General features: G+C 73.4%; 2 protein-coding genes. Both read left to right on the top strand.

The features are described from left to right. Positions 1–28 precede the first annotated feature (28 nt). Positions 29–9646 (top strand): type I polyketide synthase, encoded by a 9618-nt coding sequence (locus AB0C75_RS35780; protein WP_362896704.1) that lies wholly within the window; start codon positions 29–31, stop codon positions 9644–9646. A gap of 67 nt (positions 9647–9713) precedes the next feature. Then, the coding region (locus AB0C75_RS35775) for a type I polyketide synthase (protein ID WP_362896702.1) at positions 9714–11494 on the top strand (1781 nt) is incomplete at its 3' end.

The following is an 11494-nucleotide window of genomic DNA, read 5'->3' as shown; positions in this document are numbered from 1 at the left end:
GCACGGGGTGATGCCGAGGACGTTGCATGTGGATGAGCCGACGCCGATGGTCGACTGGTCCAGTGGTGCGGTCGAGCTGCTGACCGAGGCGCGGGGGTGGCCTTCGGCCGACCGTCCGCGCCGGGCGGGGGTGTCCTCGTTCGGGATCAGTGGCACCAACGCCCACGTCATCATCGAGGAACCCGCACCGCAACCCGCGAACCAGCCGGAGACCCAGACCGGCCGTGAGCTGCCGTCCGCGTCCCCCGGCCCTTGGCTGCTCTCCGCCCACAGCCCGGAGGCCCTGGCCGCTCAGGCCGCTCGGCTGCGCGAGTTCGTGGCCGAGTCGGACGCGCTGCCCGCCGACGTCGGCTGGTCCCTGGCCGCCACCCGCACCGCGCTGCCCGAGCGGGCCGTGGTGAGCGGTGGGGATACCGACGTCCTGCTCGGCGCCCTGGACTCCCTCGCTGCCGGGGAGCAGGCGCCCGAGGTGCGCACCGGCAGTGCGGTCGGGGCGGGCAGGACCGCGTTCCTGTTCACCGGCCAGGGTGCCCAGCGCCTGGGCATGGGCCGGGAGTTGTACGAGACGTCGCCGGTGTTCGCCGCCGCGCTCGACGACGTATGCGCCGCATTCGACCCGTACCTCGAACACCCCTTGCAGGAGGCGATGTTCGCCGACCAGGGCAGCCCGGAGGGCGAGCTGCTGCATCGGACCGCGTACACCCAGCCCGCCCTGTTCGCCGTGGAGACCGCTCTGTTCCGGCTCGCCGCGCACCACGGCACGGTGCCCGACCTGGTGGCCGGCCACTCGATCGGCGAGATCGCCGCCGCGCACGCGGCCGAAGTGCTGAGCCTGCCCGACGCCGCCCGGCTGGTCGCCGCGCGCGGCCGGCTGATGCAGTCCGCGCGTGCGGGTGGCGCGATGGTCGCGATCGAGGCGGATGAGGCCGAGCTCACCGCGGACCTGGAGGCGCTGGGAGGCCGGCTGGCACTGGCAGCCGTCAACGGGCCGTCCTCCGTCGTGGTCTCCGGTGACGCGGACGCCGCCGACGAGCTGGCCGGGCGCTGGCAGGCCCGCGGGCGCCGGACCCGCGCCCTGAAGGTGAGCCATGCCTTTCACTCGCCGCACATGGACGATGTCCTCGACGAGTTCCGCGCGGTCGCCGAGAGCCTCACCTTCCACGCACCCCGGGTCCCCGTCGTCTCGACCGTCACGGGCGAGCTCGCCACCCCCGAGGAGCTCACCGCTCCCGGCTACTGGGCGGACCAGATCCGCAGGCCGGTCCGCTTCCTGGACGCCGTACGCACGTTGGCCCGGCAGGGCGCCACCGTCTTCGTCGAGGCCGGCCCCGACGCGGTTCTGGCCTCGCTGACCCGCGCGGCGCTCGGCGACAGCGCGGCGGCCGTCCCCCTCATGCGGGCGGGCCGCCCCGAGCGGGAGACCCTCACCGAGGGGCTGACCACGGCGTGGATCCACGGCGCCCCGCTGGACGGCGGCACCCTCCACCCGGACGGGCGCCGCGTCGATCTGCCGACGTACGCGTTCCAGCGCGCACCCTTCTGGCTCGCGCCCGGGGCTCCCGGCGACGCCCGCGGCCTCGGGCTCGACCCGGCCGGGCACCCGCTGCTGCGCACCGCGGTCGACCTCGCTGGACGGGACGACCTGCTGCTCACCGGGAGCCTCTCCACCGACACCCACCACTGGCTGGCCGACCACGCCATCGGCGGCACCGTGCTCGTACCCGCCACCGCGTTCCTCGAACTGGCCCTGGCCGCGGGCAGCCGCGCCGGAGCGGACCTGGTCGACGAACTGACCCTGGAGGCCCCGCTGGTGTTGCCCGAGCACACCGCGGTCCGCGTCCAGGTCTCCGTCGCGGCACCCGAGCCCTCCGGCGCACGCGGCTTCACGATCCACGCCCGCCCCGACGACGGCACCGCCGAAGCCGAGCCGTGGACCCGCCACGCGTCCGGGGTCCTCGCGACGGCCCACGACCATGCCGAGCCGGTGTCGGCCGCGACAGGGACATGGCCGCCCCCCGCCGAGGCGGTCGCGGAACCGCTGGACGGGGTGTACGACCGCCTGGCCACCCTCGGGTACGAGTACGGCCCGGTGTTCCAGGGACTGACCGCGCTGTGGCGGTCGGGTGACGAGCTGTACGCCGAGGTCACCCTGCCGACCGAACAGCACCCGGCGGCCGCGCACTTCGGCCTGCATCCCGCGCTGGCCGACGCGCTCCTGCACCCCCTGGTGCTGCACGCCGCCGACATCGGCGGGGCTGCCGACGGCATCAGGCTGCCGTTCTCCTGGACCGGTACCCGGCTGCACGCGATCGGCGCCACCTCGCTGCGCGTCCACATCGCACCGGCCGGGACCGGGACCGACACCTACACCCTGACCGCCGTCGATCCGGCCGGAGCGGTCGTGGTGTCCGTGGACTCCCTGGCCCTGCGGCCCGTCACGGCGGCCCGGCTCTCCGCGTCCGCCCCCCGGCGCACGGACGATCTGTACGCCGTGGAGTGGCAGCGGGTCACGGCCCCCGAACCCACAGCGGCACCGGACGTCACGGAGGTGACGGGGCCCGAGCTGCCGCAGGCGGACGTCCTCCTGGTACGCGCCGAGCACCTGGCCCCGGGCATCCAGGACCCTCGTGGTGAGCAGCTGCCCAGCTCCGCGCACCAGGCGGCCACCGCCTTCCTGGAGCTGCTCCAGCGGTTCCTGCACGACCCCCGCCCGGACGGCGCGCGGCTCCTCCTCGTCAGCCGGGGCGCGGTCGCCGCGACCCCGGACGAGGGCGTGTCCCAGCTGTACGCAGCCCCCCTGTGGGGCCTGGTGCGTACGGCGCAGTCCGAGCACCCGGACCGGATCGTGCTCCTGGACACCGACACGGTGCTCGGCCCCGACGACCCGAGGGTGGCCACCGCACTCGCCACCGGCGAGCCCGAGCTCGCCCTGCGCGGCACCGGGTTCCATGCGCCACGGCTGGTCAGAGCAGCGAGTGGCGGTCCGGCCCCCGCATGGGGTGACGGCGCCGTCCTGATCACCGGTGGCACGGGTGGTCTCGGGGCCCTCTTCGCCCGGCATCTGGTGGTGGAGCACGGGGTGCGGGAGCTGGTGCTGGTGAGCCGGCGGGGTGCGGGGGCGCCGGGTGCCGGGGAGTTGGCGGCCGAGCTGTCGGCGCTGGGTGCGGAGTCGGTGGTCGTGGAGGCCTGCGACGTCGCGGACCGTGGTCAGTTGGCGGAGCTGGTGGGCCGGTTCGGTGCGCGGCTGTCGGGTGTGGTGCATACGGCGGGTGTGCTGGACGACGGGACGGTCGAGGGGCTGACCGGTGGGCGTCTGGTCGATGTCCTTCGGCCGAAGGCCGACGCGGCCTGGCACCTGCACGAGCTGACCCGGGACCTGGGCCTGAGCGCCTTTGTCCTGTTCTCCTCGGTCGCCGGTCTGCTCGGTACGGCGGGCCAGGCCAACTACGCCGCGGCGAACACCTTCCTGGACGCACTCGCCGCGCACCGCCGTGCCCATGGTCTGCCGGCACTCTCGCTGGCCTGGGGCCTGTGGGATGCCACGCACGGCATGGGCGGCGCACTCGGCGAGTCCGACCTCGCGCGGTGGACCCGGGCGGGGATCCGGCCGCTCACCCCGGAGCAGGGCCTCGCGCTCTTCGACTCCGCGTCCGGCGAGCACGCCCTGCGCGTCCCCGCGGCCTTCGACCCGGCCCTGCTGAACACGGCCGGAGCCGAACCGGCGGCCCTGCTGCGCGGCCTGGTCCGCACCAGGGCCCGGCGCGCCACGACCGCCACCGCCGGGCAGAACGACGGCGACTGGTCCGCACGTACGGCCGCCCTCCCCGAGGAGCAGCGGCGCGAGGCCGTCCTCGACCTGGTGCGGACCACCGTCGCGGGCGTCCTCGGGCGCTCCCACGTGCAACGCCTCGATCCCAGACGGGCGTTCAAGGAGATCGGCTTCGACTCCCTCGCCGGGGTGGAGCTGCGTAACCGCCTGAACGCCGCCACCGGGCTGCGACTGCCCGCCACGGTCGTCTTCGACCACCCCACGCCGCAGGGCGTCGCTGACCTGATGCTGTCCCGGCTGGCCCCGGCCACCGCAACGGCCGGTGCCGGCGGCCCGGCGGCACGGGCCGCCGACGACGAGCCGATCGCGATCGTGGGCATGGCCTGCCGTTATCCGGGTGGGGTCTCCTCGCCCGAGGATCTGTGGCGTCTGGTGGAGGAGGGTACGGACGCGGTCTCCGGTTTCCCCGAGAACCGTGGCTGGGACCTGGAGGCGCTCTACGACCCCGACCCGGAACGCACCGGTACCTCCTACGTCCGGCACGGCGGATTCCTGCACGATGCCGACCGGTTCGACCGCGAGTTCTTCGGCATCTCGCCGCGTGAGGCGACCGCCATGGACCCCCAGCACCGGCTGCTCCTCGAGACCGCGTGGGAGAGCTTCGAGAGCGCCGCGATCGACCCGACGGGGCTGCGCGGCTCGAACACGGGGGTGTTCGTCGGTGCCATGTACGACGACTACGTCTCGCGACTGGCCGCGAGCCCCGAGGAGTACGAGGGTTTCCTGCTCGCAGGCAACCTCTCCAGCGTCGTGTCGGGCCGGCTGTCGTACACGTACGGCTTCGAGGGCCCGGCCGTCACGGTGGACACGGCCTGCTCGTCCTCCCTGGTCGCCCTGCATCTGGCGGCGAACGCCCTGCGCAACGGCGAGTGCGACCTCGCCCTGGCCGGCGGGGTCACGGTCATGGCAGGACCGCACGTCTTCGTGGAGTTCTCGCGGCAGCGGGGGTTGGCGCCGGATGGCCGGTCGAAGTCGTTCGCTGCGGGTGCGGACGGTACGGGTTGGTCGGAGGGTGTGGGGTTGTTGCTGGTGGAGCGGTTGTCGGATGCGCGGCGCCTTGGGCATCGGGTGTTGGGGGTGGTGCGGGGGAGTGCGGTGAATCAGGACGGTGCGAGTAATGGTCTGACGGCGCCGCATGGTCCTTCGCAGGAGCGGGTGGTGCGGGCGGCGTTGGCGGATGCCGGGCTTTCGGCCGGTGATGTGGATGTGGTGGAGGCGCACGGCACGGGGACTCGGCTGGGTGATCCGATCGAGGCGCAGGCGTTGTTGGCGACGTATGGGCAGGGCCGTGAACGGCCGCTGTTTTTGGGGTCGTTGAAGTCGAATATTGGTCATGCGCAGGCTGCTGCGGGTGTCGGTGGTGTGATCAAGGTGGTGCAGGCGATGCGGCACGGGGTGATGCCGAGGACGTTGCATGTGGATGAGCCGACGCCGATGGTCGACTGGTCCAGTGGTGCGGTCGAGCTGCTGACCGAGTCGCGGGGGTGGCCTTCGGCCGACCGCCCGCGCCGGGCGGGGGTGTCCTCGTTCGGGATCAGTGGCACCAACGCCCACGTCATCATCGAGGAACCCGCACCGGAGTCCGCACCTCGGGCGGAGGTCGAGCGACCCACCGGCCCTGCACCCGTCGCCGTGCCCTGGCTGCTGTCCGCCCGCACCGAGCAGGCCCTCGCCGCCCAGGCCGCACAGCTGCTCGCCCATCTGACCGCCCACCCCGAGGCGGACCTCATGGACGTCGGCCATTCCCTTGCCGCCACGCGGGCGCTGCACGACCGCCGGGCGGTCGTCGTGGCCGGTGACCGGGCCGAACTGCTCGACGGGCTCGGCACCCTGGCCCGTGGCGAGAGCAGTGGCACGGTTCTGCGGGCCGTCCCCGGAGCGCCCGGCAAGACCGCGTACCTGCTGACCGGCCAGGGTGCCCAGCGCCTGGGGATGGGACGGGAGTTGTACGAGACGTCCCCGGTGTTCGCCGCCGCGCTCGACGAGGTCTGCGCGCACCTGGACCGGGAGCTGGTCAAGCCGCTGAAGTCGGTGCTGTTCGCCCCCGAGGGGTCCGCCGACTCGGCGCTGATCGACCAGACGGCCTTCACCCAGGCGGCGTTGTTCGCCGTGGAGACCGCACTCTTCCGGCTCGTCGAACACCACGGCCTCACCCCGGACTACCTGCTCGGCCACTCCGTGGGCGAGGTCACCGCCGCCCATCTCTCGGGCGTCCTCGACCTGCCGGAGGCCGCCGTCCTGGTCGTCGAGCGGGGCAGACTGATGCAGGCAGCCCGGGAGGGCGGCGCCATGGTGGCGATCGAGGCGGCGGAGGACGAGGTGCGCGCCGCGCTCGCACCGTACGGCGGCCGGGTCGACATCGCCGCGGTCAACTCACCGCGGTCCACGGTGATATCCGGCGACGCCGACGCCGTGGACGAGGTCGCGGACCTGTTCGGCCGGCAGGGCGCACGGACCAGGCGGCTGCCCGTCAGCCACGCCTTCCACTCGCCGCACATGGACGACGTCCTCGACGAGTTCCGGGCTGTCGCGGCCGGACTCACCTACCGTGCGCCCCGCATCCCGATCGTCTCCAACCTCACCGGCGAGATCGCCACGCCCGATGAGCTGGGCTCGGCCGACTACTGGACGCGGCACGTCCGTGGGGCGGTCCGCTTCCTGGACGGCGTACGGCTGCTGGAGGACCGCGGTGTCACGGAGTGGCTCGAACTGGGTCCTGACGGGGTGCTGACCGCCCTGGTCCAGCAGTCGCTGACCGGCGAGGCCGGCGCTGTCGTCGCCGCCCTGCGCCGGGGCCGCCCCGAACCCCGGACGTTCACCTCGGCGCTCGGTCTCCTCGTCGCGCATGGGGCCCGGCCGCGCTGGGAGACGGTGTTCCCCGGAGGCAGGCGCACCGCACTGCCCACGTACGCCTTCCAGCGGCAGCGCTACTGGCTGGACGCTCCCGTCACCGTGGGCGACGCGGCCGGGTTCGGTCTGTCCGCCGGTGACCATCCGTTGCTCGGCGCCGGACTGTCCCTCGCCGACCGTGACGAGCACATCTTCACGGGGCGGCTGTCCCTGCACACCCATCCCTGGCTGGCCGACCACGCCGTGGCCGGCACGGTGCTGGTCCCCGGCACCGGCCTGCTGGAGATCGCCCTGGCCGCCGGAGAACGCGCCGGCACCCCCGAGCTCGGCGAACTGACCCTCGCCGCACCCCTGGCCGTGCCAGGCCGGGGCGCCCGCCGGCTCCAGGTGACCGTGGGCGCCCAGGACACCACCGGAGCACGCCCCCTGCGGATCCACTCCCGCCCCGACGACGGTGGCCCGGCCGATGACCCGTGGACGCTCCACGCCCACGGCACACTGCACGACGACGACGGGACACCGGACACCGAAGGGGATCTCACGGACTGGCCGCCGGCAGGGGCCACCGAGACCGACCTGACCGGCGCGTACGACCGGCTGGCCGCCCAGGGCTACGCCTACGGGCCCGCCTTCCGTAATCTGCGCAGGCTGTGGGCGGCCTCGGACGACGAGCTGTACGCCGAGGTGGCGCTGGACGCCGGCCAACGGCCGCTCGCCGGACGGTTCGCGGTCCACCCGGCCCTCCTGGACGCCGCGCTGCACACACTGCTGCCCGGCGTCGCCCAGGAGACCGGGGAGGCGCTGCTGCCCTTCTCGTGGTCCGGCGTCTCCGTACGCGCCACCGGCGCCTCGGCCCTGCGCGTACGGCTCAGCCGCACGGGCAGCGAAGCCGGGTCGCCGGTGGTAGCGCTGACCATCGCCGACGAGCAGGGCACGACCCTCGCATCGGTCGCGGAACTGACGCTGCGCCCGTTGCGCGCCGCCGACCTGGACGCCATATCGCGGCAGCAGTCGGACGGACTGCTCCGGATCGACTGGACGCCGCTGGACGGCACCGGTGCAGGTGCTGGTACCGGTGCCGACGGTGCGGCCCACGGCTGGGCGGTGCTCGGGGTCGGGGGCGCGGACGCCCTCGGCCTGGGCGCCGGTGTCACCTTCTACGCGGACTCCGCGGCCCTGGCCGCAGCGCTGGACGCGGGGGCACCCGCGCCGAGCGCGCTGATCCTGCCGTACCTGGACGAACCGCGCACCGGCGTCGCCGTGCCCGAGGACGCCAGGGCCGCCGCACGTGCCTCACTCGCGGACATCCAGGCCTGGCTGTCCGACGACCGGCTCACCGGCACCCGTCTCGTCGCCGTCACCCGCCACGCCGTCGCCACCGCGCCGGACGAGGACGTCACCGACCTGGTGCACGCCCCGCTGTGGGGTCTGCTGCGATCGGCCGGGTCCGAGCACCCGGGACGCGTCCAGGTCGTCGACGCCGACGATCCCGGCCGGCTCGGCACCGCCCTGACCGGCGTGGTGGCGAGCGGGGAACCACAGAGCGCGGTACGCGGTGACGCACTGCTCGTGCCACGGCTGGCCCGCGTCCTGCCTGCGCCTGATCAAGAAGACGACGCACCGGCAGCGGCCCCGGCGTGGGGTGACGGCGCGGTCCTCATCACCGGAGCCACCGGCACGCTGGGAACGGTCCTGGCCCGGCATCTGGTGGTGGAGCACGGGGTGCGGGAGCTGGTGCTGGTGAGTCGGCGGGGTGCGGAGGCGCCGGGTGCCGGGGAGTTGGCGGCCGAGCTGTCGGCGCTGGGTGCGGAGTCGGTGGTCGTGGAGGCGTGCGACGTCGCGGACCGTGGTCAGTTGGCGGAGCTGGTGGGCCGGTTCGGTGCGCGGCTGTCGGGTGTGGTGCATACGGCGGGTGTGCTGGACGACGGGACGGTCGAGGGGCTGACCGGTGGGCGTCTGGACGATGTCCTTCGGCCGAAGGCCGACGCGGCCTGGCACCTGCACGAAGTCACCCGGGACCTCGGCCTCAGCGCCTTTGTCCTCTACTCCTCGGTCGCCGGTCTGCTCGGTACGGCGGGCCAGGCCAACTACGCCGCGGCGAACACCTTCCTGGACGCACTCGCCGCGCACCGCCGTGCCCATGGTCTGCCGGCACTCTCGCTGGCCTGGGGCCTGTGGGACCAGTCCAGCACACTCACCGGGCACCTCGCCGAAACCGACCTGCGCCGTCTCACCCGCTCCGGGCTGCTGCCGTTGGCCACCGACGACGCGATGGCCCTGTTCGACGCCGCGCCCGCGGCCGGGGAGAGCACCCTCGCCCTCACCCGGCTCGACGTCCGCGCCCTGCGCGGCCGGAACGAGGAAGAGGTTCCGGCGGTGCTGCGCGGCCTCGTCCGGAACCGGACCAGGAAGCCCCAGGCGGTCCAGGGTGCCGGGCAGGACAGCGGCCCCGCGCTGGCCGAACGGCTCGCGCCGCTGTCCGTCACCGAGCGGGACCAGCTGCTCACCGACCTGGTACGGGACAGGGCGGCGGCCGTACTCGGCCATGCCGACGCGACCGCGATCGAGGGCGGCCGGCCGCTCCAGGAACTGGGCTTCGACTCGCTGACCGCCGTGGAGCTGCGCAACCAGCTCGGCGCCGGGACCGGGCTGCGGCTGCCCACCACCCTGGTCTTCGACCAGCCGACGCCCAAGGCCATCGCCGCGTACCTCGGCGGACTGCTCGTCGTCGAGGAGACCGCGCCCGACGAGGCCGTGCTCACCGAACTGTCACGGCTGCGGACCGTCATCGCGTCCGCCGCCACGGACCCGGGCGCCCATGGCCGGATCAGCGCGCGGCTGCGCGAACTCCTCGTCGCGGCCGACGCGGCGGCCGGCGGCGTCGCGACGGCCGGCGACCCCGAGGAGGACGACCTGGAGTCGGCGACGGACGAGGAGCTCTTCGCCCTCGTGGACGAGCTGGACTGACCAGGTCCAGGGATCAGCACCGCAATCTCATCGAACAACACCAGCGATATACGGGAGTTGACGCAACATGGCGGGCGAGGAAGAGCTCCGGGGCTATCTCAAGAAGGCCGTCGCCGATGTCAGGGAGGCACGTCGGCAGCTGAGGGAGATGGAGGAGGGGCGCCACGAGCCGATCGCGATCGTGGGCATGGCCTGCCGTTATCCGGGTGGGGTCTCCTCGCCCGAGGATCTGTGGCGTCTGGTGGAGGAGGGCAGGGACGCGGTCTCCGGCTTCCCGGAGAACCGCGGCTGGGACCTGGACGCCCTCTACGACCCCGACCCCGACCACACCGGCACGTCGTACGGCCGTGAGGGCGGGTTCCTGCACGAGGCCGACCGGTTCGACCCCGAGTTCTTCGGCATCTCGCACCGGGAGGCCACCGCGATCGACCCGCAGCAGCGGCTGCTGCTCGAGACCGCGTGGGAGAGCTTCGAGAGCGCCGCGATCGATCCCACGGCCCTGCGCGGCTCCCGCACCGGAGTGTTCACCGGGCTGATGTACAGCGACTACGGCTCGCGTCCCCAACTGCCGCCCGAGGACGCCGAGGGCTATCTGTTCAGCGGCAGCGCGGGCAGCGTCGCCGCCGGCCGGCTGTCGTACACGTACGGCTTCGAGGGCCCGGCCGTCGCCGTGGACACGGCCTGCTCGTCCTCCCTGGTCGCCCTGCATCTGGCGGCGAACGCCCTGCGCAACGGCGAGTGCGACCTCGCCCTCGCGGGCGGGGCGACGGTGATGTCCACACCGGTCGCGTTCGTCGAGTTCTCCCGGTTGCGGGGGCTCGCCCCCGACGGTCGTATCAAGTCCTTCGCCGCTTCGGCCGACGGCACGTCCTGGTCGGAGGGTGTGGGGCTGTTGCTGGTGGAGCGGTTGTCGGATGCGCGGCGCCTTGGGCATCGGGTGTTGGGGGTGGTGCGGGGGAGTGCGGTGAATCAGGACGGTGCGAGTAATGGTCTGACGGCGCCGCATGGTCCTTCGCAGGAGCGGGTGGTGCGGGCGGCGTTGGCGGATGCCGGGCTTTCGGCCGGTGATGTGGATGTGGTGGAGGCGCATGGTACGGGGACTCGGTTGGGTGATCCGATCGAGGCGCAGGCGTTGTTGGCGACGTATGGGCAGGGCCGCCGTGAACGGCCGCTGTTTCTGGGGTCGTTGAAGTCGAATATTGGTCATGCGCAGGCTGCTGCGGGTGTCGGTGGTGTGATCAAGGTGGTGCAGGCGATGCGGCACGGGGTGATGCCGAGGACGTTGCATGTGGATGAGCCGACGCCGATGGTCGACTGGTCCAGTGGTGCGGTCGAGCTGCTGACCGAGGCGCGGGAGTGGCCTTCGGCCGACCACCCGCGCCGGGCCGGGGTGTCCTCGTTCGGCTTCGGCGGCACCAACGCCCACGTGATCGTGGAGGAGGCCCCGGCGGTGATCCCTGCCGAGAGCCTCGCGGAGCCGACGGCGGATACGCCCTCCCATACCCTTCCTGTGCTGCCCTGGGTGCTGTCAGGCCGCACGCCCCGGGCCGTGGCGGACCAGGCGGCGCGGCTGCTCGCCCATGTCGAGCAGGACCCCGCCCTGGACCCGCTGGATGTCGCCTACACCCTCGCCACCGGTCGTGCCGTGCTCGGCCACCGTGCCGTGGCCGTCGGAACCGGACGCGAGGCACTGCTCGAAGCACTGCGCGACCCCGACACCCGTACCGCTCCGACAGGCGCTGCCCCCGGTGACCTGGGGTTGGTGTTTTCGGGTCAGGGTGCGCAGTGGGCGGGGATGGGGCGTGAGTTGGCGTTGGTGTTTCCGGTGTTCGGGCGGGCGTTGGATGA

This window comes from Streptomyces sp. NPDC048565 (assembly GCF_040650935.1).
Lineage (GTDB): Bacteria > Actinomycetota > Actinomycetes > Streptomycetales > Streptomycetaceae > Streptomyces.
Note: the sequence above shows the minus strand (reverse complement) of the source record. Positions and strands in the feature narration are given on the sequence as shown.